The sequence below is a fragment of the Polynucleobacter nymphae genome (assembly GCF_018882155.1).
GTDB classification, from domain to species: domain Bacteria; phylum Pseudomonadota; class Gammaproteobacteria; order Burkholderiales; family Burkholderiaceae; genus Polynucleobacter; species Polynucleobacter nymphae.
Map to the genome: position 1 here is coordinate 155,183 of NZ_JACVPA010000002.1, position 26,997 is coordinate 182,179.

Genomic DNA, 26,997 nt, shown 5'->3' on the forward strand with positions numbered 1-26,997 from the left:
ATGAAAAATTTCATTGCGAATGTCCATTTCGCAGGGATAATTTCGCACGCTTTTTTCTCCATTCTGATTCTGACATCGACAGCAGTCTTTGCAAATCCTGCAGTTCCTAATTTGCCAAAATTAGCACTACCAACCAATGGTCAAGTTGTCGCTGGAAATGCATCGATTTCACAATCGCAAACTGCAACTACTGCAACTATGAATGTGAATCAAACTTCACAACGAGCAGTGATCAATTGGGATAGCTTTAACGTCGGTAAAAATGCGACAGTAAACTTTAATCAACCAAATACGAATGCAGTAACACTCAATCGCGTCACTGGTGCAACACAATCGATGATCGATGGTGCAGTAAATGCCAATGGTCAAGTGATCTTCGTAAATCCAAATGGAGTCACCTTTGGTAAGGGTGCAGAAATTAATGCTGCTGGTGTAGTTGCTAGCACCATGAACATCGCTGATAAAGATTTCATGGAAGGTAAATCGACATACAAAGGTAACGGCACTGGTGCGGTAATCAATGAAGGCAAGATTAAGACCAATGCAGACGGTGGTTATATCGCCTTATTGGCCCCTGAAGTCCGTAATGATGGCTTTTTGATCGCCAAAAAGGGGTCTGGAACGGTAGCTATGGCCTCTGGAGAGCAAATTACCCTTGATTTTCAGGGTAATTCCTTGATGAGCCTCAAAGTCGACAAAGCAACCTATCAAGGTTTAATCGAAAACAAGCGGGTTGTTGAGGTCAATGGCGGTTTAGTGGTGATTGCCGCCGGCTCAGCTAACCAACTGATGGCTACGGTCATTAAAAATACCGGCAGGATTTCTGCTAGTAGCTTGGTGAACAATGGCGGCACGATTGAGTTAGTCGCCAATACCGTCACCCAGGCCGGCAAGGTAACAGCCAGCAGCAAAACTGGCCAAGGCGGCCAAGTCAACCTGATCGGTACTGACATTACCTTGGCAAGTAACTCCACAACCAGCGCCACCGGAGCAAGTGGCGGTGGACAAGTCAATGTAGGTCTTGCAAGCACTGCAGTCTCTGGCGGCACGCAAGTAAACAGTTCAACGCAAGCTGGTATTAAAGCCAATGCTGATGCAGCCGCTAATAGCAAACAACTGGCGAAGACTGTCACGATTAAGCAAGGTGCTCTAGTCGATACCTCTGCCGTCCAGTCTGGTAATGGCGGAGCGATTGCCATTTGGTCTGAAGTCAAAACCACTGTGGCAGGCATTTTGAAGTCAGTTGGTGGGGCGATAAGGGGTAACGGCGGCTTTATTGAGACCAGTTCTAAAGGAACTGTGGCGCTAGCTCCCCAAGCTCAAATCAATACCTCAGCATCCAATGGCAAGTCTGGCACTTGGCTTTTAGACCCCATTGATCTGACGATTGATGCCTCTACTGCAAACTTGATCTCAGCAGTACTAGCCAATAGCAATGTGACCATTGCCGTAACAGCCAGCACCACCACTTGCCCGATTGGTTCTTGCACCCAAAACGGTACTGGTAGTCTGACCATTGCTAGTGGGGCAGATATTCTTAAAGCGGGAGCCAACTACACCACTCTGACCTTAAGCTCAGCAGGCATCTTTAATCTGAATGCCAATATCAGTGGTCAGAACTTAGACGTGATCATTAGCTCTTCGATTGCTTACCTCAATGTAGGTACAACTATCACAGCGAGCAAAGTCACTGTACAAGCACAAACTATTTACGCTCAAGGAAACATCAATACTAATAACTACAGCATCGCTGGTAATGCAGGCTTCTTAGGAAACGCGATCCAATTATTGGCACAAGCCATTTATGTCTCTGGTGGTCTGAGCCTAAGCACCAGCTTGCCTGTCAATAATGCAACCATCGTCACAGTGAACGGCACAGCTAAACGCCCAGAAGAATTACCAACATACCTCATCGCTCACAACGCTGATCAAAATCTCAATCAGGTTTACTCAAGCGCAGCAGCCAATGATGAGAGTGCATTACAGACCGCCGTAGCTACTCAAGCAAACAGCAATGTGATTTACCTCACCGGCAGCAACTTATTGACCTTGCAAGCGACGGCACAGGTAAAAGCAAATGGCACAACGGGTGGATCCATTTATGTATCGGCTCCAATCATCAATACCCAAGCAGGTAGTGTGGTGCAAGCCAATGGCAACAACGGTCCCGGTGGATTGATTGCATTATCAGGAGATCAAATTACAGTAGCAGGCAACATTGCAGCAAATGGCACAACAGATGGCGGCACTATCTCGCTCATCGCTAATAACGGCGATCTCAATATTCAAACTAGCACGATTCAAACGAACGGCTCTACAGGTCGTGGCGGAAGCGTTGGCTTATCCGCAAACAATAACGTCACCATCACCGGCAGTGCAATCTCTGCAACAGGCTATACCCAGGGTGGACAAATCAAGATAGGCAATGATGCAAGCAAAGGCACATTGCCTTTTGCTTTATCTGCAAGCCTAGATCAGTATTCAAACATCAATGTAGCTCAGCTAGATCAAGATCTAAGTAATCAAAATGGGGGTTTCATCGAAACCTCTGGCCAAACTCTCAGCATGATGGCGAGCATTAATGCGGGTAGGGGTGGAATGTGGTTATTAGATCCGACTAACGTAACAATCAGTACCACTGCAGGAACGTCAACCGGAACCAATCCGCTTACATTTACTAATCAAACAAACGTTAGTGCAACACAAATCCAAACTGCAATCAATGCAGGAACCAGCATCCAAATTATTGCTGATGGCACGATCACTCAAACAGCTAACTTAACATTTGCCCCAGCCTCAGGTGTGAACGTCGGCCTTACCTACGACACCAGAACTGGTACAGCACAGTCAATCACCCTAACGGGCACCACTACCAACACGGGTGCCGGTAATCTAACCCTAAATTACTTATCTAGCGGCCAAATCATCATCAATGGCGCAATTAACTCAACAAGCACCGGAAAAATTAACGTTGTAGCGCAATCTTTTTATGCCACAAATACATTAACAACCTGTTCAGCTGGAACATGTGCAAGTATTTATAACGGCTCTTCAGGAAGCATCACCACCAAAGGTGGTTATGTTGTGATGGATGCCACTGGAGGCACGCTCAGCGGCTCAACGATTACCGCTGGCGCAATTCTGAATGGACCCATTTGGCTCAACGCCGGCATTAATACCACTACCTCTGGTGGGGTAGGTAGCAGTGCTGGCGGAGATTTCTCGGTAGCAGGCTCTAATAATTTAGCGAGTAATACTGGTTCATTTGAGCCCAATGTAAGTGTTCTCAATATTGGAGGCAATGCCAGCTTTCAACTAAAGAGTAATGCCACTGCTAACTATGGCTTTGTAGTAGCAAGTTATGCGACTACTTCGCCAATTACTGCTTACGGCAATATCGATATCACTAGCAATGGAATTACTAGTTCTGGCAATGGTTTGATCTATATCTCATCTGCATTAACTTCTACAACTGGTAATGTCACCTTAAATGCAACATCTATTAGCGCGACTTCCACTACAAATCCAGGCATTAGTTCAATTGCAGCGGGAACAATAACGGCTAACGCTGGAACAATTTCGATTAACGGCACTTCTAATGCAAGCTCTGCTGTTGTTTTGGCAGGGGGCTTGTCTGCAAAAAGTATTGCGATCACCGGCACCGCAACTACTGCGACAACAATTGTTTCTTTGGGGGCAATGACTATTGTTGCTGGCGGCTCTAACTTAACCGTAACAGCCAACAATACAGCTGCGGGAGCGAATACTGGAATCACTCAATCTGGCACCATTAATGATAATGCAAGCGGCGGCAACATCAGCTTCATTTCAAATAATGTGATTAACCAGACTGGTGCAATCACTCTGGCAGCTAACGCGGCTGGTGCATCTACTATTTTGTATGACACACGAACTGGCAATAAGTTATCCACTATTACAGCGGGATCTCTAACATTGGCTACTGGCAGCACTAAGGCGGTGAATTACTCGATTCTTGCAGCCGGTGCGGCGCTATCAACTGGTGCAGTTAATGTTAGCGGCACAATTACTATTAATAACACCTATGGCTGTGCATCCGCTCCGTGTACTACCCTTAGCGCAGTAGATAACTACATCACGTTAAGTAATTTCTCAACGTTAGCTACTACCTCAACAGGCGTGACCATTGGAGGTGCGTTAACTGGTGGAACCGGCATTTATCTTGATGGTGTTACCTACAGCGGAAATCATGGCGTCTATTCCACGGTAGCAATAACGGCTACTACAGGTAATATTGATATCTTAGGTATTACCAATGGCGGAGCAAGTGCAAGCGGGATTTTTGCAAGCGGTGCTGGCGCTACATTGACCGCAAGCACTGGCAATATTATTCTCAACGGCTATCAGCTTGCTGGTAATGCCGCAGTTAATTTGAATGGCGTGATTACTGCAACAGCAGGATCAGTAACTATTACAGGATCCAATACCACTGGTAATTTTGCATTCTGGGATAACTCCCTTATTACGGCTGCAACCGGAATTTCTATCACCGGTACATCTGCCCCTGGAAATGGTAATGCCGCAGTGAGTATGAGCGGTGCTTTGACGGTTACTGGAGTAGGGGCACCAATTACTTTAATTGGTAACAACACTGCAAACCCTGGCGTATCTGGTATTGCTGAAACAGGCATCATTACTGGTGCCAGCGGAAGCAATATCACATTCATCAGTAATGGCATCATTAATCAAACTGGTGCAATTAACTTAGCAGCAAATACTAGTGGCAATGCAAGCGCCGTTACTTATGACACTACAAGCGGCAATAAAGCGGCCAATATCACTGGCGGCAATTTAACAATTGCAGCTGGCTCCACCAGTGATATTAATTACGTTGTTAAATCTGCTGGCTCTGGAATTAATCCGGGCAGTATTGGTTCTGCTACCGTTGCTTTGCCTGGTTATCTGCTGTTAGATAACACTTACGGCGCTGCGAGTGGAACACCTGTATCTGGCTATATTACGAATGCAAATTCGGGCACATTAACGGGTGCAATTATCGGTGTGAATGTGAATTCAGCTATCACTGCAACCAAGAGCATTACCTTAATGGGTGCCTCGCAGACGGGTTATTACTCAGTCAGTATGACCGCTGCAATTGCTGCATCGCAGGGCTCCATTACCATTACAGGCTCAGGTATTAATTACTCCATTTATAGTTCCGCCGCAGGAACATTAACTGCATCAACAGGCTCCTTAACAATTAACGGCACGTCGACTACGGGTCAGGCAGTTCAATTAGCGGGTGCCATCACAACCCAAACGGGCATCACGATTAATGGCACAGGTACTACCGCAACTACCATTGTGACTGCAGGCGCAATGACGCTTGGTATAGGATATGCAGCCGGAACTTCATCAAGTCCAACAGTTATTTCTAACGCAGCAGGTACCTCAGGTAGCTTAATTGGTTTAGTAAGCGGCGCAACAATGCCAACTGTTAGCTCTGCAGCAATAAGTATTTTGGTGGCAGGAACTAATGTTGCCTATGGTAATCCAGCTACGGCAATTGCTTTACTCAGCTCAACCTCTAATACCGCTACTTATATTATTGGATATGCTGATGCAACTTATTCCAAGATGGTTCAAGTCGTTTTAACGTCTAGTAGTGGTTCTGTTTACGCAACAGAGAGTTCTGCCAAGTACAACACAACTCTTCTTTCCACAGGTGGAGCATCTAATCTATTGGGCGGCTCTACTAATATTTTATCGCTTTGGAATGGTTCTGCTGCAGGGGGTCTTGGAACTTCAACGGCGATGACTCTTGCAACATCGTCAACCACTGGTGGTTATGGCGCTGCTAATTTAGTTTTAAGTGGGGTCGGATACGTTCGTAATAACCCCTCTGGAAATATCACCATTACTGCAAATAACACCGCTGCAGGTGGTAATATCGGTATTTCCCAATCTGGGGCCATTATTAATAATGCTAATGGCAGCAATATTTCATTCATCTCTAATAACTTAATTTCTCAAGCTGGCACTATTACTCTGCCGGCCAACACCAGCGGTACAGCATCCAATATTACTTATGACACTACTGGCGGCGCTGCCACCACAACAAACAGTAAGTTAGCAACGGTCACTACTGGTGCCTTGAGCATTGGAGCCAACTCTACCAGTGCGATTAATTACTCTGTGTTGACGGCAGGGGCAAGGATTGATATCGCCGGCGTAGTATCAGTACCAGGCACCATTACTTTAGATAACACTTATGGTTGTACTGGTGTAAGTTGTGCACCGGCAACTGGTTATCTCAATACCGCTCTGGCAAGTTGGGCCACCTACGTCACTACGAGTTATGGCGTTCAGGTTGAGAGCGCTCTCACTGGTACTGCTATTACGATTAAAGGCATTAACAACGCCGCCAGCACTGGCGCAGTCTTGTTGCAGGCAGCCTTGGTAAGTACTACGGGTGATATCAATATCACGGGCACTACGACTAGTGGCTGGGCTATTACCAACTGCGTTAATGGAGTAGGGGCCTATAACAACACCAATACCGCTAATAGTGGTGCGATTAATTTAACGGCTACTGCCACCACAGGATATGGTGTGGGTGTGTACTTTGTAAGCTATGGCGCCATGAGCGCTAAATCGATCACCGTCATTGGCAATAGCGCTGGTAACTACGCTGCCTACTTAGGTGCTATGACGATCGTGTCTGGGGGTGGCAATATTAATGTGACCGGTACTGTCACTACCAGTAGCAATACTGCTATTTATCAAGCTGGTGCTATTGCTGATAATGCCGCCGGATCAAATATTAGCTTTATTGCCAACGGCATCATTAATCAAACCGGCACCATTGCTCTGGTGGCTAACACCACAGGAACAGCGGCGAGTATTACTTACAACACCACTAGCGATGGCATCGCTTCGACCATTGCTACGGGTGCTTTAACAGTAGCAGCGGGTACGAATAACTCTGCGATTAACTTCATTGCTAAATCTGCTGGAGCAGCAATTAACCCAGGCGTGATCGGTAGCACAACAGTGGCGCTGCCTGGCTACGTCTTACTCGACAACACCTATGGTTGCTCTGGAACAGGCTGCACCCCCATTACAGGGTTTATTAATACGACTAGCGCTAACCTGAGCTTGGCGACAACTTCTGTTGGTTTAACCATCAACAATGCAATTTACGCTTCCGGCTCAATCACGCTAAATGGTATTGCTAGCGGATCACAAGGCATTAACTACTCGGCAGTGATGACCTCTACTGCCAATAATGTGACCTTAAATGGTGGCACTACTAATAACTATGCTGTATACAACGGCGGTCAAGCTACTCTCATTACTGCTAATAACATTAATATCACCGGAACTTCAACCTTAGCGGCAGGTTGGGATGTATACATAGGACCATTAACCATTAATAGCGCCGCTACTGGTGGCAGCATTACTGTAACTGGCAATGTGATTAATACCCCAGGGGCAAATGGCGGCATCAATCAGTCCGGGGCAATTACGGGTACCAATGGCTCAAACATCAGCTTCATCTCAAACAACAATATTAGTCAGGCTGGCACTATTACTCTGCCGGCCAACACCAGCGGTACAGCATCCAATATTACTTATGACACTACTGGCGGCGCTGCCACCACAACAAACAGTAAGTTAGCAACGGTCACTACTGGCGCCTTGAGTATTGGAGCCAACTCTACCAGTGCGATTAATTACTCTGTGTTGACGGCAGGGGCAAGGATTGATATCGCCGGCGTAGTATCAGTACCAGGCACCATTACTTTAGATAACACTTATGGTTGTACTGGTGTAAGTTGTGCACCGGCAACTGGTTATCTCAATACCGCTCTGGCAAGTTGGGCCACCTACGTCACTACGAGTTATGGCGTTCAGGTTGAGAGCGCTCTCACTGGTACTGCTATTACGATTAAAGGCATTAACAACGCCGCCAGCACTGGCGCAGTCTTGTTGCAGGCAGCCTTGGTAAGTACTACGGGTGATATCAATATCACGGGCACTACGACTAGTGGCTGGGCTATTACCAACTGCGTTAATGGAGTAGGGGCCTATAACAACACCAATACCGCTAATAGTGGTGCGATTAATTTAACGGCTACTGCCACCACAGGATATGGTGTGGGTGTGTACTTTGTAAGCTATGGCGCCATGAGCGCTAAATCGATCACCGTCATTGGCAATAGCGCTGGTAACTACGCTGCCTACTTAGGTGCTATGACGATCGTGTCTGGGGGTGGCAATATTAATGTGACCGGTACTGTCACTACCAGTAGCAATACTGCTATTTATCAAGCTGGTGCTATTGCTGATAATGCCGCCGGATCAAATATTAGCTTTATTGCCAACGGCATCATTAATCAAACCGGCACCATTGCTCTGGTGGCTAACACCACAGGAACAGCGGCGAGTATTACTTACAACACCACTAGCGATGGCATCGCTTCGACCATTGCTACGGGTGCTTTAACAGTAGCAGCGGGTACGAATAACTCTGCAATTAACTTCATCGCCAAGTCGGCAGGTTCTGCGATTAATCCAGGCACTATTGGCACCTCTACAGTGGCCTTACCTGGCTATGTACTCATTGATAACACTTATGGCTGTACAGGAACCAACTGCACACCCGCTACTGGCTTTATTAATACAACGACGAATAACTTAGCTTCCTTAGCTACGACTTCAATCGGCTTGACGGTCAATAATGCCATTTATGCAGTAGGCGCCGTCACTGAAAATGGAGTCTCAAGTGGTTCACAAGGTATTGGTTACACAGCAGCAATGACTTCTACGGGTAGTAATGTCATCTTGACTGGAGGCACGACGACTAGTTATGGCGTATATGGCACTACTTTAATTACTGCCAATAACATCACGATTACTGGCACCTCATCTGGCGCACCTTCTTATGATGCCTATGTAAATGCTCTGACTATTAATACTGGCGCTACGGGTGGCAGCATCACGATTACCGGTAATGTGATCGGTACCCCTGGCGCTGCTGGTGGTATCTATCAGTCTGGTGCGATCACTGGGGTCAGTGGTACCAACATTAGCTTTATCTCAAACAATAATATTAGCCAGAACGGTGCAATTAGCTTAGCAGCAAACACCAGCGGTACGGCATCCAATATTACTTATGACACGACTACCGGTAATAAGACTTCGACTATTAGTAGCGCTGCCTTAACAATTACTACTGGATCCACGTCAGCTATTAACTACATCATCAAGACTAATGGCGGCACGATCTCTCCACCAGCGATTACCGTTCCTGGTTACATCCTGTTAGATAATACCTGCCTAGGCTGCGCAACAGCGACAACGCCAGCTAATGCTGCAGTCAACGGTAATGCAATTACTTTAGGCGGCGCATTATCTGCTGGTACTTTAGCGGGCACAACCGGTGTAACGATTAATGCAGTAGCCAATGGTACAGGCGTAGGTTTTGTGCAAGGCGCCAATGCCATCGCCTCTAGTGCTGGTGGCGTTACTATTGCTGTGAATGGTCAAACGGGTACTGGATATACCAGCTCAGGCGCTATTGCCGCCACTGGCCAAGCGGTCACGATCAATGCAACTATCACCACCGGTTCAGCTATCAATGACACCGGTGCGATCACTGGTGGAGTAGTGATCATTACTGGCTCACAAACAACCTCTACAGCAACCGCAACCGTAGTAACGGCTACTGGCCTCATCACAGCCAACAACGTCACGATCACCGGTAACGGCGGCGCAGCATCAACTATCGTCTCGCTTGGTGCAGTAACGATTAATGCCGGTGGTAGTAACCTCACAGTGACGGCTAATAACGTCGCAGCAGGGGGTGCTAATGGTATTACTCAAACCGGTGCCATTACAGATAACGCAGTCGGTAGCAATATCACCTTCACCTCAAATAACATCATCAACCAAACTGGTGCCATTGCTTTAGTAGCGAATACGGGTGGCACTGCAGCTAATATCACCTACGATACGACCTCTGGTACTAAGGCTTCCAACATCACCACTGGCGCTTTAACAGTTGCCGCTGGCACCAACAACTCTGGTATTAACTTCATCGCCAAGTCGGCAGGTTCTGCGATTAATCCAGGCACTATTGGCACCTCTACAGTGGCCTTACCTGGCTATGTACTCATTGATAACACTTATGGCTGTACAGGAACCAACTGCACACCCGCTACTGGCTTTATTAATACAACGACGAATAACTTAGCTTCCTTAGCTACGACTTCAATCGGCTTGACGGTCAATAATGCCATTTATGCAGTAGGCGCCGTCACTGAAAATGGAGTCTCAAGTGGTTCACAAGGTATTGGTTACACAGCAGCAATGACTTCTACGGGTAGTAATGTCATCTTGACTGGAGGCACGACGACTAGTTATGGCGTATATGGCACTACTTTAATTACTGCCAATAACATCACGATTACTGGCACCTCATCTGGCGCACCTTCTTATGATGCCTATGTAAATGCTCTGACTATTAATACTGGCGCTACGGGTGGCAGCATCACGATTACCGGTAATGTGATCGGTACCCCTGGCGCTGCTGGTGGTATCTATCAGTCTGGTGCGATCACTGGGGTCAGTGGTACCAACATTAGCTTTATCTCAAACAATAATATTAGCCAGAACGGTGCAATTAGCTTAGCAGCAAACACCAGCGGTACGGCATCCAATATTACTTATGACACGACTACCGGTAATAAGACTTCGACTATTAGTAGCGCTGCCTTAACAATTACTACTGGATCCACGTCAGCTATTAACTACATCATCAAGACTAATGGCGGCACGATCTCTCCACCAGCGATTACCGTTCCTGGTTACATCCTGTTAGATAATACCTGCCTAGGCTGCGCAACAGCGACAACGCCAGCTAATGCTGCAGTCAACGGTAATGCAATTACTTTAGGCGGCGCATTATCTGCTGGTACTTTAGCGGGCACAACCGGTGTAACGATTAATGCAGTAGCCAATGGTACAGGCGTAGGTTTTGTGCAAGGCGCCAATGCCATCGCCTCTAGTGCTGGTGGCGTTACTATTGCTGTGAATGGTCAAACGGGTACTGGATATACCAGCTCAGGCGCTATTGCCGCCACTGGCCAAGCGGTCACGATCAATGCAACTATCACCACCGGTTCAGCTATCAATGACACCGGTGCGATCACTGGTGGAGTAGTGATCATTACTGGCTCACAAACAACCTCTACAGCAACCGCAACCGTAGTAACGGCTACTGGCCTCATCACAGCCAACAACGTCACGATCACCGGTAACGGCGGCGCAGCATCAACTATCGTCTCGCTTGGTGCAGTAACGATTAATGCCGGTGGTAGTAACCTCACAGTGACGGCTAATAACGTCGCAGCAGGGGGTGCTAATGGTATTACTCAAACCGGTGCCATTACAGATAACGCAGTCGGTAGCAATATCACCTTCACCTCAAATAACATCATCAACCAAACTGGTGCCATTGCTTTAGTAGCGAATACGGGCGTACCAATAGCCAACGTGATTTATGACGCTACCAGAGGTAACAAAGCTTCTAACATCACTGGCGGCGCCATAACATTTACAACCGGTGCAAGCTCGGTTATTAATTACATCGCTAAATCAGCGGGATCTGCGATAAATCCAGGCGCAATCGGAACGTCCACAGCATCTTTGCCTGGCTATGTTCTCATTGATAACACTTATGGTTGTACTGGCACTGGCTGCACACCAGTTACTGGCTTTATTACAGCGAATAATATTTCCGGTACCTTGGCAACAGCCTCTGCCGGTTTATCAATCAATGGCGCCATCTATAACGCTGGAAACATTACCTTAAATGGTGTCTCAAGTGGTACACATGCTATTAACTACTCGGTAGCTATTAATACTACTGGTGGCGCCATTACGATGAATGGTATATCGAGTACTAATTACGCTATTTATGGCAGCGCTGCTGCCGGGATTGTGAGCGCATCTAGCGCAACACTTGGCGTTGTCACGATGACGGGTTCTGCTGCCACTAGCAATCAATATGCAATTAATACTGTCGCTTCAGCAACGATCACTGGCAAAGCAGGTGTTTACTTAAGTGGCTTAGGTGTAGGTGGCAATATCACCATGGGTGCACTCATTCAGGACTCGGGAACTGGTGGCGGCGTCATTGTTAATGCCGTGGGCAACGTCAGTCTTGCAGGCGTAACTAATTCTGGTGTAAATGGTATTCGGATTACGGGTGGTGATGGTATAGCTGCGGGTACAACTACCGGCGGTAACGTTACTGCCGTTGGCACCATCACAAATACTGGAGGGGTAGTGGGCATTTCTATGGCTGCTCCCGAAAATGCAGCCTGTACTACTGGTTGCACGATTGCCAATGCCATCAGCATTACCACTACCAATGCTGATGCCACTAAGAATATCTCCTACGGTATTCTCGGCGGCGCACTTCTTAAGCCGTCTGCATATTCAGTAACGTATACCAGCGGTAACTTCATAAACTACCGCCAAAAACTTACCAATACTTTAGCTATTTCAGTAACACTGACTGGTGATTACTCGGCGGTCTATGGCACTGCCTATAACTCTGCTTCAGCAAATGCTTGGTTACAGGCTAACTCTACTGTCAACTATACAGGCTCTATTACTGCTAGCTTTGGTGTCACAACTACCTCATTGGCATACGTAAAATCAGTCTTGATGTTTAGTCCAACAGTAGGGGGCACTACAGCCTCTAATGGTACCAATGCCAACGCGGTACAGACTAATACAGCTCTTACTACGGCTAGCGTATCAACAACAGATGGATCAGCTGTGACTGTAGTTCCAGCGAATCATACGTACACTATTACTCCCGCGGTCCTGGGTATTGCAATATCTGGCGTTTATAACGGTACAACTTCGTATGCAAATCAAAACGCTACTATTGTCACAACAGGCTTGGCGGCATGGGATACGATTACTAACGTCACAGTGAGTGCTGCAAATGCCAATACTGCTAGTGCCTACGTGACAGCAATCGCCGGTACAGCAACTGGCATTAATAGCTTTTCTTCGCTCAATTACTTAATGAATAGTGCCTACAACGGCACTTTATCTAGCGGCTTACCAGTTAATGCTTCACAAAGCGCGGCAACCAATAAAGTCACCATTACTCCAGCGCCATTGGGTGTGACTATTAATGCTATTTATACCGGCACCACTACAGTGACTCCAACAGCATTTACTGTTACCGGCTTGGTCAATAGCCAAACAATTAGCAGTATTAGTGCTGCAACGATCAATGCAATTAATGTAGCGGCCAATAATAGTAACTACGTCACTGCAATTACTGTTGGCAGTGGTACTGCATCCATCGGTAACTACTTCATCAATCCAGCATACAACACGGTTAGCAGCAATACTCAAAATACCGTCACGCTGACACCAAAAGTATTGACTGTGACTGGCATTACTATCGCCGCTAAGACCTATGATGGTTCGAAGAGTGCTACTGTGAGCGGCGGCTCATTAGTTGGTGTAGCAGCAGGAGATTTGGCTAATGTCACTCTCGCTCAAACTGCTACATTTGTATCTGCTAGTGCAGCCAATAACGTAGCTCTGGTGATGGTGGATAGTATTTCAGGATCGGCAAGCGCTAACTATGTCTTGACCCAGCCTACAGGCATTACTGCCAATATCGCCCAGAAGGTGCTCACGGTAGGAGGTGCAACAGTTGCTGCAAATAAAGTCTATGACGGCAGCACTGTAGCCACGATTACTGGTGGAACCTTAGTTGGCGTAGTTACTGCTGATGTTGCCAATGTGAACTTAATTCAGGCGGGTAGTTTTGCGCAAAGTAACGTGGCTAATGCAATTAGCGTCACAATGAGCAATACCCTGACTGGACCTGCATCAGCAAACTACGTTCTGACTCAACCGGCGAATGTGACTGCTAATATCACACCCAAAGTGCTAACAGTGACTGGTACTACAGTTGCAAATAAGATGTATGACGGATCAACAGCAGCCACCGTTACTGGCGGAACCTTAGTAGGTGTTCTGGGTGCTGATGCAGCCAATGTGACTTTAACAAAGGCTGGTAGCTTTACTACTGCAAATGCTGGAACTGGTACTGCAGTCACCATTACAGATAGCATTAGCGGAAGTGCTAGCGCAAATTATTCATTAACGCAGCCTACAGGCATTACTGCCAATATCACACCAGCACCATTAGGCATCACCTTAGCTACCGTCTATAGTGGCTCAACTACCGTTACGCCAACATCATTCAGTCTGACTGGCTTAGTGAATGGTGAAACTATTAGCGCTATCTCAAGCGCTACTGTGGCTAATATCAATGTCGCTGCTAATAGCAGCAACTTTGTACGTTCGATTGTGATTGGCAGCGGTACAGCATTAGCAAGCAATTACACATTCAATACAGCGACCAGCACAACTGCAGGCACAAGCTTAAATACCGTCACACTATCTACTAAAACATTGACCGTAACTGGCACGCTCGCTGATGCCAAAGTCTATGACGGTACAACTAGCGTTAACGTTTGGGGTGGATCCTTAGTTGGGGTAGTGGGTGGTGATGTGGTGAGTCTTAAGCAGGCTGGTACATTCAATAGTGCCAACGTGGCTTCAGCGGTGACTGTGTTAGTGAGCGATAGTATTTCTGGGGCATCTAGCGGCAACTACACCTTAATTCAACCTACCGGTATAACAGCAGCCATTACGGTTAAGGCATTAACTGTTAGTGATGGCACGGTAGCGCATAAAACCTATGACGGCACTACTAGCGCAACCTTAACTGGGGGCTCATTAATTGGGTTGGTTGCTGGAGATACATCTAAGGTGACCTTAGTGCAGGCCGGAAGCTTCTCATCACCAAACGTCAGTAACGGCATCATCATTATTGTAAATGACTCGATTACTGGCGTCGCGGCAAGTAACTATCGCTTAATTCAGCCAACCGGTATTACTGCCAATATTACGCCAGCGATGTTGGGTATTCAGGTGGTGGGTGTAGCTAACGGTACTAATAACATTACCCCAATTTCTTATACGATTAATGGCTTGATTAACGGTCAAACGATTACTGGTTTAAGTAGTGTGACGGTCAGTAGTTCCAGCATTAGCAGTAACGGCAGCAACTTTGTCACCGGTATTGTGATCTCTGGCGGTACCGCATTAGCAACGAACTATGCGTTTGCACCAAGCTATAGTGCTACATCTGGTATTGGCCAAAATATTGCCACTCTCGTTGCCGCGAGTCAAAAAGTATTAACTGTCATCAACACGGTTGCCGTTACCAAGGTATATGACGGTACAACGACGATCACTATTACTGGCGGCACTCTAGTTGGTTTAACTACTGGCGATGCTGCCAATGTGACTTTGGTTCAATCCGCAGCGCTCACCAGCGCCAATGTGAATAGCGCTGCTTCTGTGATCATTAGTGACAGTATTACTGGTACAGCTGCAGCTAATTACATCTTGGTACAACCATCTGGCATTACTGCGATTGTGACGCCAGCGCCATTGGGCATCACCGTTACCGCTGAATATAACGGCACAACTAGCGTCACCCCATCTGCATTTACGGTAACCGGCTTGGTAGCAGGGCAGACCATTACAGGTCTCTCTAGTGCCACCGTTAACAATGCAAACGTAGCCAATAATGGTAGCAACTATGTCACCTCGATTGTGAGCAGCGGTGGTACTGCATCCCTCAGTAACTACAGCATTAACTCTGCTTACAACGCAACAGCCGGTAACACGAAGAACATGGCTACGATTACTGCAAAAGCATTGACTGTGGGCAGTGGCTCCGTTGTTGCTGATAAGGTCTACGATGGCACGACGGCCGCAGCCATTACTGGTGGTGCATTGGTTGGTGTGATCGGCTCTGATGTGGTTAATCTCACTCAGGCAGGTAGCTTTGCTCAAAGTGCTGTAGGTAGCTCAATTGTGGTTACAGCTGCCGATACATTGAGCGGCACAGCTGCTTCCAACTATTCAATTACCCAACCAACGGGTTTAACTGCCAGCATTACTCCTAAGACATTGACTGTGAGTGGTGTCTCTGTAAGCAATAAAGTGTATGACGGTACAACTACTGCTGTTGCTTCAACTGGTAGTCTGGTTGGATTAGTGAGCGGGGATAACACTAAAGTCACATTAACTCAAAGCGCAAGCTTCTCTAGCGCTAATGTTGGTAACAGTATCCCAGTTACCGTATATGAAAGCATTAGCGGAGCTGCTGCAGCTAACTACACCGTAGTTCAACCTAGCGGCTTAAGCGCCAATATTACTCCTAAGGCCTTGACCATTACCGGCACTACGATTGCTAATAAAGTTTATGACGGCACGACAAGCGCTTCGGTAACTGCAGGTACATTAGTAGGGCTTGTTACTTCAGACCTTGCCAATATTATCTTCACGAAAGCAGCTAGCTTTAGCTCTGCCAATGTGGGCGTAGCAATTTCGATTGTGATGAATGACAGTATCAGTGGCTCTGCTGCAGGCAACTACACCTTAACTCAACCTACCGGAATTACCGCTAGCATTACCCCGAAGCCTTTAACTGTTACTGGTACTAGTATTGCTAATAAGAGCTATGACGGTACTGCAGTAGCAAGTATTTCTGGTGGCAGCTTAATAGGCGTCGTTTCTGGAGATACTGTTGGTTTAAGTCAGTCTGCAAGCTTTAGTCAATCTAATGCAGGTACCGGTCTTGGAGTTACTGTTGCTGACACTCTAACGAATAATGCTGCTGGTAACTACACCCTGACACAACCAACCGGGTTTACGGCCAATATTACGCCAGCGCCAATCACAGTGATGATCGCAAGCCAAACTAAGCAATATGACAGTACTAATTCTGCTAGCTTAGAGGCTGGAACCAGCGGTAATGCTGGTAGTTATACTCTCAGCGGATTTATAAATGGGCAGGGTGCCTATATTACCCAAACGAGCGCTACCTACAACAGTGCTAACGTTGCTAACGCAACAAGCATCTCCGCTTCATTGAGCTCTAGCAACTATGTTGCTGCTGGCAGCACCAATTTATCTAACTACGCATTGCCAACATCCGTTAGTGCAGTTGGCACAATTACTCCAGCACCTTTAACAATGACAGCTAATGCTGCTGCCAAGTTTGTGGGGCAGGCTGATCCAACATTTACCTATACCTTGTCAGGTTTGAAGGGTGCTGATACCTCTAGCGTACTTTCTAATGCAGCTGTGACTCGACCCGCTGGTGAAATCGCAGGCGCTTCTTACGCTTTAACCCCAGGAGCAAGTGCAGCCAACTACACTATCGTGCCAGTCAGTGCTAATTTGACAATTCTGGCTCAAGGTCAGCTCATGATTACCATAGGTAATAGCTCTGTTGCCTATGGCAGTTTGACTAGTAGCAATATCGCCGCATCTGCAACAGTTTCAGCTTCGTACTGCTCTATTGGTAGTGATTGTTCAGCACCTTACATCATTACCCTGAATGTAATGCCTGGTTTATCGGCTAATACCTTTATTGCTACTGATGCAAAGAGTGGAACTGCTCAAGGTAACTACACTCTGACTGTGACGCCACCGACATTTAATGCTTCTAATAGTAGTGCTGGCGGTTTCTTAAATGTAGGTAACTATACCTTCACTCCGTCAAGCTCTGTAGTGACTAATCCAGGATACGCAACCAACTACGCTACTGGTTACCCAATTATTACCGTCGCTGGCACGATTACCATTACTCCGTTGACATTAAGTATCAATAACCCAAGCCCAAGCAAGGTATACGATGCCACTAATGCGATTGTTGCTAAAACTCTGACTGCAAGTAATGCAATCGCTGGTGATCAGTTAATCATTCGCGGTTCAGGCACTTATGCAAGTGCAAACGCAGGAACTGGACTTTCATACACTTTGAATGGCATTTCTATCAGTGGTACTGATGCGGCTAACTATGCATTCATAGGTAATGTGACTGGCACAAATGGCGTGATTACTCAGGCAGTACTAAGTATCTCCGGTGCCACGGTTGCCAATAAGACTTATGACGGCACAAATGCAGCAAGCTTTAGTGGCGGCACATTAAACGGCGTAGTTAGCTCTGATAGTGTTAACTTGACATTGACCCAAGTAGGCACCTTTAGTCAAATTAATGTAGGTGACAATTTGGCAGTGACCGCTGCCAATGTTTTGGGTGGCAGCGCTGCAGGTAACTATAGTCTGACTCAACCTACTGGCTTAACAGCCAATATTACGCCAAGAGCATTGACCGTTACCGGTACAAGCGTAGCGAATAAGACCTATAACGGTAATGATGTAGCCGTAGTTTCTGGTGGCACATTAGTCGGTGTAGTCAATAGCGACAATGTGACCTTGGTGCAGGCTGGTAACTTTCCTTCAGCTAACGTCGGCACAGGGCTCGCAGTTACCATTGCTGATACCTTAACTAATAATGCTGCTGGTAATTACACGCTAGCTCAGCCAACTGGCTTTACTGCCAACATTACCGCCAAGGCATTAACGATTACAGGCGCCACAGTAGCGAATAAGACCTATGACGGTAGCAATGTGGCCAGCATTACTGGCGGAAGCTTAGTTGGTAGAGTTGGTAGTGAAGATGTGACGCTTACTGAAGCTGCTGCTTTCAGTCAGTCTGATGTGGGCAATGGTTTAGCGGTTACAGCCACGAATATTCTCGGCGGTACTGCTGCAGGCAACTACACCTTAACCCAGCAAACTGGTTTGACCGCCAACATTACACCTAAGGCCTTGACCGTTACCGGCACTACTGTAGCGAATAAGATTTATGATCGCACAAACGTAGCGACTATTTCTGGAGGCTCCTTAGTCGGGGTAATTTCAGGCGAGACCATTGGTTTAGTTCAGGTTGGCACTTTTGGACAGATCAATGTGGGCACAGGTCTTGCAGTCACTATCGCGGATACCTTAACTAATAATGCAGCAGGTAATTACACGCTGACCCAGCCAACGGGCTTAACTGCTGACATTACACCAAAGGCTTTGACTGTAACTGGAACCACGGTAGCAAACAAAACCTATAACGGCAACAATGTCGCAGCGATTACCGGCGGTAATTTGGTGGGTGTAGTGAGTAGTGATAATGTGAGCCTCAATCAAGCAGCCACCTTTAGTCAATCTGATGTGGGTACAGCTTTAGTAGTCACAGCAGCTAATACACTCTCAAATAACACTGCAGGTAACTACACACTGGTTCAGCCTGCTGGATTAACTGCAGACATTACTACTAAAGCCTTAACTATTAGTGGCGCTGCAGTTGCAAATAAGGTCTATGACGGCACTGTTGCAGCAATCTTTACTGCAGGCACCTTGAGTGGGAAAGTTGGCTCAGATGATGTAATTTTGACTCAAGCAGGTAGCTTTAGCCAGGCTAGCATCGGTACAGGCTTAACGGTCACAGCGACTAGCATTCTGAGTGGTGCCGCCGCAATGAACTACTCACTCACCCAGCCAACTGGTCTGAGCGCTAATATTACTGCTAAGGCCTTGACTGTCACAGGCGCAGTAATTGCTAATAAAGTCTATGACGGTAGCAATGTGGCAACATTTAGCGCAGGCACCTTAAATGGCGTAGTGAGCTCTGATACTGCTAGCTTGATAGTGACTCGAGGTGCAAGTTTTAGCCAGGTTAATGTAGGTAATAGCTTAACAGTGACTGCTGCATATGCAATTAGCGGTTCTGCAGCTGGTAATTACACCTTATCTCAGCCAACCGGTTTAGCTGCAAATATTACCCCAGCACCATTAGGCATTACAGTAGCTGCGACCTATAGTGGTAGCACTACTATCACTCCAGCAAGTTATACGATTACCGGTCTAGTAAATGGTGAGACTATTACTGGTATCAGCAGTGCTACAGTAAATAATCTCAATATCGCAGCTAATAGTAGTAATTACGTCACTGCAATAACTGCCAGTGGGGGTACTGCATCATTGAGTAATTACGCTATCACTCCAAGTTTTAATAGTGGTGCAGGAGGCACCCAAAATACTGTCACTCTTGCTGCGAAAGCCTTAACAATTACTGCTGATAATGTGACTGCGCCGGTCTACGGTACAGCTTATGCTTTAGGCACAACAGGATTTACAGCTGCTGGTTTGGTAGGTAACGATGCCGTGAGCGCTGCTACTCTGAGCTACGGATCAGCCACCAGCGTTGCCGCGACTACGAATGCTGACACCTATAGTGCAAGCATTATCCCAAGCGCAGCAGTAGGTACCGGGTTGGCTAATTACACCATTTCTTATGTTGCCGGTGATTTAACAGTGGGCAAGGCAGCCCTCACGATTACCCCTAATGCTGTTAATACTGTATTTAATGGCAGCATCTTGGATAAGGCGACTTATTCACAAGCTATTGGCAATTACACACTGACTGGCTATAAAAATACAGATTCAGTAGTAAATGTTCCAGTAACTCTCAGCGGTAGCATGAACTTTAGTGGTGCTAGTAATACCGTCGTTCAAGATGTGGCGAACTACACTTTAGCTGTTGGTAGTTTGACTGGCAGCACAAGCAATACGAACTACACCATTACTTTCTCAAACACTGCTAACAATACCTACAAAATTAACCCTGCAGTGCTGAGTATTGCTGCAAGCAAAGTGTATGACGGAACTACTGCATTTGCTGCCAGTTCTGTAAGCGCCGTCACCACTATTGGTAATCAAGTTGTTTCTTTAGCAGGTTCAGGCACATCTAATAGTGCGGATGTGATTGGTGTCAGCAGCCTCAGTACCACTGGATTGAGTATTGCTAATACTGCTTTTGCGAATAACTATGTACTGCCAGCAAGCACTAGCAACGTATCTATCACCCCAGCGTTAATCACAGTATCTATCGCTACCCAAACCAAGGTATATGACGCTACTAATACTGCTACTCTGAATTCTGGAAGTTATAACTTCAGCGGCTTTGCTGTTGGCCAAGGCGCTTCTATTAATCAAACGAGCGCAACGTTTAACAGTGCTAATGTCGCTAATGCCACGACTGTCTCAACTACTTTAAGTAATGCTAACTATGTTGCTAGTGGCTTAACAAATCTATCAAACTATTCATTACCACTATCGATTAGTGGTAATGGCTCAATTACAAGAGCAACTCTAACAATGACAGCCAACGCGGCTGCTAAGTTTGTAGGCCAGTCTGATCCAACGCTCACTTACACCTTAACTGGCTTGAAGGGTGCTGACACTTCTAGCGTACTCGTCAATCCAGTAGTTAGTCGCCAAGCAGGCGAGACTGCCACCAGCGATGCGCCAAATAATGGCGCTCTTTACACTATTAGCCCTAGTGCCACAGCAGCAAACTACACCATCGTGCCTATCACAGCAGGCTTTACTGTAGTGGCGCAAGGCCAATTACTGCTTACTGTTAGCAATACTTCAGTAGTGTATGGAACATTAAAAGCTAGCAATCTAGGCACATCAGCTGCAGTATCAGCTTCCTATTGCACTATTGGTTCTGATTGCTCTGCGCCATACATTGTTAATTTGAATATTGCAGCAGGATCATCTGCTAATACTTGGACTGCGACTGACGCAAAATCTCCACAAGGTAAATACACCTTAAGCATTAACTTGCCAAGCTTGAGCAGTGCAGATAACAGTACTGGCGGATACCTGAATGTTGGCAGCTATACGCTGACCCCATCGTCTACTGTGACAACCGTTGCTGGTTATGCAACTAACTATGTCACCAGCTATCCAGTATTGACGGTTGCAGGTACTACTTCGATTACCGCCTTGCTACTTAATATCAATACCCCAAGTCCATCCAAGGTATATGACGCTAGCAATACTATTATTGGCAAAGTTTTGACTGCAAGTAACGCTATTGCAGGTGATCAGCTGGTGATGAGCGGCTCGGGTGCTTATGCAAGTATTAATGCAGGTACTGGTTTGGCTTACACCATTAATAGCGTTGCCATTTTTGGAGCTGATGCTGCTAACTATGCCTTCAGTGGCACTGTAGCTGGCACTAATGGGGTAATTACTCCAGCGCCATTAACTGTGAGCGGCATTAGCGCAAACAATAAGATATATGACGCTACTAATGCGGTTACTTTCTCAGGCACACCAGCCTTGATTGGGGTGGTGCAGGGCGATACCGTTATAGCAACTGGTATACCAACAGCAATATTCTCTCAGTCCGATGTTGGCGATAATTTACCGGTTAATTTTGGTAGCAACAGCTTGACGATTAGTAATACAAACTACTTTATCAGCAGATTGACCCTGAGCCAAACTGCCAATATCACTCGAGCACCCATTACGATCACTGCCGCGAAGTTATATGATGGCCTAGTTTCTTTAGTAGGAGCTGATCTCACTATTACTGGTGTCGCTGGTCAAACACTGGCTATATCCTCCGGCGGCGCTATTCTGACTAATGCCGATGTAGGAAGTGCTGCGCTGCAAAGTCTAAATAACCTGGTATTAGCAAATGGCACGGGATCAGCCTCTAACTACACCCTCAGTAGCCCAGTATTTGGTAATGTGATCATTACTCCAGCGCCATTGACAGTAACTGCAACAGCGGCTTCTATGGTTTATGGCTCGGCTGTACCAAATCTGGAATACACCTTCAGTGGTTTAGTGCCTAACGACAGCGCAGCAAACTTTAACGGTAGTCTTGCAACGACTGCTAGCAATACAGCTAATGTGGGCTCAAACTACCTCATTAGCCAAGGAACATTGAGCGCTGGTGGCAACTACACCATTGGAAGTTATGTTCCAGCGAATATTACGATTACTCCAGCGCCATTAATCATTACTGCTAGTGCTGATAGCAAGGTGTATGGCAGCATGAGCACGAATGGTGGCGTCTCATATAGTGCTGGTGTAGCAGTCGGCTCTACCGGATATACCGTATCTGGATTAATTGCTGGCAATAATGACGCAGTGATTGCCGTGAGATTGGCTAGTGCTGGTTCTGCTGCTAACGCAGCAGTGAACAATGGCAGCCCTTATGTAATTTCAGCTAGCGGCGCTAGTGGTGGTGGATTGGCAAACTACACCATCACTTATGTCGACGGCGCATTAACAGTTACTCCAGCACCATTGACAGTAACTGCAGTCGCAAAATCGATGGTCTACGGCGCAGCTGTACCAAATTTAACGTATACCTATACCGGTTTAGTGGCCAATGACACCACCACCACCTTTATTGGTGGCCTCACCACAAGCGCTACTAATATTTCTGGTGTGGGATCAAATTATTTGATCAGCCAAGGGACCTTAGCTGCCAGCGCTAACTACACGATTACTAGCTACGTTTCAGCGAATATCACCATCACTCCAGCTCCTTTGGTTGTCACGGCAAACTCAGCTACTAAGGTCTACGGCTCAGGTCTACCAAGTTTGACTTTTGCCTATACTGGTTTGGTAAGTGGTGATACTAGCGCTAGCTTTACTGGTAGCCTCACAACGACTGCGACTAGCAGCTCTAATGTGGGATCAAATTACCCGATTAACCAAGGTAGCTTGTTAGCCGGCGGTAATTACGTTATTGCAACTTATATTCCTGGAAATCTGACAATTACCCCAGCGCCATTGGCAGTAAGTGCAACAGCGACATCTATGGTTTACGGCTCAGCTGTCCCTAATTTGAGTTACACCTATACTGGTTTAGTAAATGGCGATACTGTTGCTAGCTTTACGGGTGGCCTCGCAACGACTGCCACCAGTAACGCTAGCGTAGGTTCTAACTATTTAATTAGCCAAGCTAGCTTGCTTGCTAATACTAACTACACCATTACTAGCTATATCCCAGCGAATGTCACAATTACCCCGGCACCATTAATCATCACTGCCGATAGCAAGTCGATTGTGTATGGTGATCGGGTATTACCAACGTTAACGTACACCCAAACTGGCCTCATTGGCTCAGATCAAATTACCGGTAGCTTGGCTGCGCCTACAAACTTGAACCTCTTTAATGGTAACGATGGTTCTGCTAGCCCAGTGAGTACGAATTCTATTACCTACCCAATCGGTCAGGGCACTCTCAATGCCAGCACTAACTACGCAATTACTTATGTACCCGCCAATGTCAATGTGACACCTAAGGCACTCATTATTTCTACTGCACCGATTGCATCGATTACCTATGGAACTTCACTGAATTTGAGTTCCGCGGCTGCACTGGCTGATGGTCTCATTAATGGCGATTACGTTACTTCAGTCAGCGCTAAGTTCAGTAATAGCGGAAATATGTTCAGCACTATCGGTTCTGCAACACCTGCAGGTACTTATGCTGGATCGATTCAAGTAGTTCCTGGCAGTGAGCTTGGCCTTGGTTTATCGAACTACAACCCAAGTTATAGAGCAGGGGATTTAACGATTGGTAAAGCCAATTTAACAGTCACTGTAGCCAGTGATGCCAAATTGGTTACAACATCAGATATACCCAATTATGGCGGCATCATCGCCAGCGGCTTTAAGAATGGTGAAACCATCGCCAATCTTAATGGCACAGCAACCGTGATCAGAACAAATTCTACTGTTCAGGCTGCAGGCTCCTATCCAGGCGTGCTGACAGCAAGTGGCTTAGATTCAAATAACTACAATATCAATTATGTTCCTGGAACTTATACGATTCTTCCTGCAAATACCTTGCTGGTGAAGTTAGGCAATACAAACACTAGCTATGGATCAGCCGTCTCATATAGTCCAGTGGCAAGCTACTTAACAGCAGATAACACAGTAATCAGTAGTAGCAATGGATCTGGATTAACTGTGGCTACTAACGGAAATGAAATTACTGTTGCGGACAATGCGGGCGGTCAATATCAGTTCACTGCTACACCTATTGGTGGTCAAGTCAGTAGTTCTGGCAACCTCAATGCGGGCGCTTATCAATTGAGCGCAGGATCACCAAGTATTTCTGGTTCAAACTTCACTAGCGCCTTCGTAGTGGGCGCGGCAACAGTACAACCAAGAGCGCTGACAGTTGGCCAAGACTTTACCCTTGGCGCCGTGAGTAAGGTTTATGACGGCAACACTACTATTAATGCTGTTGGATCAGCGATTACTCCTACAGCAAACAGCAATATCGTTAATGGGGATGTTGTAAAAATTTCTGCTACTGGTAGCTACGGCTCTAAAAATGTTGCTACCAATATTCAATATACGATCGATATCAACTTAGGTGGATCTGATGGAAATAACTACTACATCGCTGGTGGTTCTGCAGTCACTTCCAATAATGGATTAATCACCCAACTGACAACACCAGTGGCCTGGGTTGGTCCAACATCTGGCGGAAACTGGTCTAACCCCAATAACTGGGCAGCAGGGGCAATTCCTGACTTTGCCAACGTGAAGTACGTCAACATTCCAACCGGAACGAGTGTTATTTATGACAGTGGCTTAACTGCGCCAGTTGAAACGATTGCAACGAATAGTGGAAATATCACCTTTAACACTGGTACTGCATCTACTATTCCAATGGTGATTAATGGTAAGGGCACAATTACCGTAGCAGCAAACACTGCAGCTACCTTAATAGGAGATAACGCTTATACCGGCAATGCCATCATTGGCGCTAATGCAACCCTGATTGCTGGATCTAATACGGCCCTAGGCGCAGGAAATATCTTGGGCAATGGCGGATCGTTTGGCACTACAAATAGTGCAATCTTAAGCGCTGTTATGGCGACTGGTTCACTCAACTTAATTAGCAGTATCAGCACAAGTGGCACCCAATCTTATGGCAATCTCACATTGGATACTGGCTCGGTAACTCTCAGTTCGAATAATGCAGCCATATTATTCCTTGGCACAATCGATGCAAGATCTGCCAAAGCACAGTCCTTGGTAGTAAATGCAGGTAGCGGAGTAGTAACCATTGCCGATAGCATTGGATCAACAGCCCGCATTGGCTCCCTGGAAGTCACTGGTGGCTCAATCTATATCTTGGCTGATATTCTAACTGGTACTTTCCAAAAGTACCACGGCAATATCTTTATTGGTGATGCAAGTTATCTCAATAAAACCTCTGCTATTGGTTTCTTATTTAATAGCCGTCGCTCTTACTTTGAATATCAGCGCGGTAGTTTGACTAGCACGATTGATTACCTCAATGCCAATCCTATTTTCATCAGGACCATGATTTCTGAAGATCCTCAGGTGGTTTTTGATGGCACAGTCAACGATACAGTTGCCAATACCCATACCTTATTAGTTGCCGCAATTGCGCCTACTAAAGCATCTGCTGCTGTGGATGCCCCAGTCATTTCCTTTAAACAGACAGTTGGTTTGGATAAGCCTTTGTATAGCTTAAATAGTCAAACTGCGATCAGCCAATCTGATGTAGCAATTACCAGCACAGATCAGTATGTTGGCCAGATTGCCATTGTTGGTGGCGCCGCAACTTATGCAAGTCAGACCTATAGCGCTGCCTCAATGACTGCGAGTGCAGCAAGCACAGGCGGGAAAGTTCAGTTCTCGGTATATGATCCAGCCGCTAAAGTAAGCTTCATGCTGCCAACCCACACAAGCAATGGTGTTGAGCAATTGAATTTATATAACGGCAACTCGGCCACATTAGCAATTTATGGCTCTACCAATTACGCTGCATATGCCAATACGGGTTCTGCAGCTAATCAGTGGTCAGCTCCAACCATCGGAAATGCCTTGGGTTATGTGCCACCAACACCTCCTGCACCAGTTTCAGTTCTGCCAATTGAGCAGACTGTGAGTGCTGCTGTATTAAGAGAGATCTATCAGTACCATCTTGATCAAGTACAGAATGCTATGCCTAGTCTTGCGCAGAAACAGCCTACTGCAGAAGTCGATATTGGTGAGATCACGACAGATGATGCAAAGACTCCTCGTCGCATCAGCTCTACCAGAATTCGGTTAAATCCAGATGGCACCGAGTCTGTATGTAAAACCGATGAATCTGGAAAAACTACTTGCGGCAAAGATTAATACTGCTGC

Annotated in this window: 1 protein-coding gene; it reads left to right on the plus strand. The window is 46.4% G+C overall.

Translation table 11 applies throughout. The annotated features are described in order from the left end of the window. Positions 1–26,988, plus strand: a complete 26,988-nt coding sequence (locus ICN29_RS09445; protein WP_216132594.1) for a YDG domain-containing protein — start codon at positions 1–3, stop codon at positions 26,986–26,988. The last annotated feature ends 9 nt before the right edge of the window (positions 26,989–26,997 follow it).